The organism is Aeromicrobium sp. PFPM2_SD2 (genome assembly GCF_057364525.1).
Window position 1 is genome coordinate 1 of record NZ_JBNFNZ010000844.1, and the last position, 503, is coordinate 503.

Here is a 503-nt window from a genome sequence, read left to right on the forward strand (position 1 = left end):
CGGCACGCAGGCCGACGCGAGGCGGCACGACGAGGCAGGGCGGCCGGGAGCGCCCGCCACATGAGCAGCGTCGTCGGGGCCGCCTCGCCGGTGCCGAGCTTCGCACCGACGAAGCCGGACGACCAGCACACGACGAAGGCGACGGCGAGCCCGGCGGTCGCCATACGCGGGCCGGACGCTATACCGATCGGTCTACTCATGGCGGTGACTATACCGATCGGTCTACGCCCTCGCTATCCTGGAGCCGTGACCGCGACGATCGACTGGACGCCCAAGGCCCGCGCCGTGCTCGACGCCGCCTCGGCGCTGTTCTACGCCCACGGCATCCACGCGGTCGGCGTCGACGCCATCGCCGAGCGGGCCGGCGTCACCAAAAAGACGCTGTACGACCGCTTCGGCTCCAAGGACCGGACGTCGTCGCCGCAGTACCTGGCCGCCCGCGACGCCCGATGGCGCGCGCGGCTGGACGAGCGCTCGCCGCCGCGGGACGGACCCCTCGGCGC

Annotated in this window: 2 protein-coding genes; one reads left to right on the forward strand and one right to left on the reverse strand. The window is 73.6% G+C overall.

Translation table 11 applies throughout. The annotated features are described in order from the left end of the window. Nucleotides 1-200: hypothetical protein (locus AC2W7G_RS18435; protein WP_485869705.1), on the reverse strand; the 200-nt coding region annotated here is incomplete at its 3' end. Nucleotides 201-246: 46 nt separating this feature from the next. Here AC2W7G_RS18435 and AC2W7G_RS18440 point away from each other — a divergent pair. Then, a partial coding sequence (locus tag AC2W7G_RS18440) for a helix-turn-helix domain-containing protein (RefSeq protein ID WP_485869706.1) occupies nt 247-503 on the forward strand: 257 nt, incomplete at its 3' end.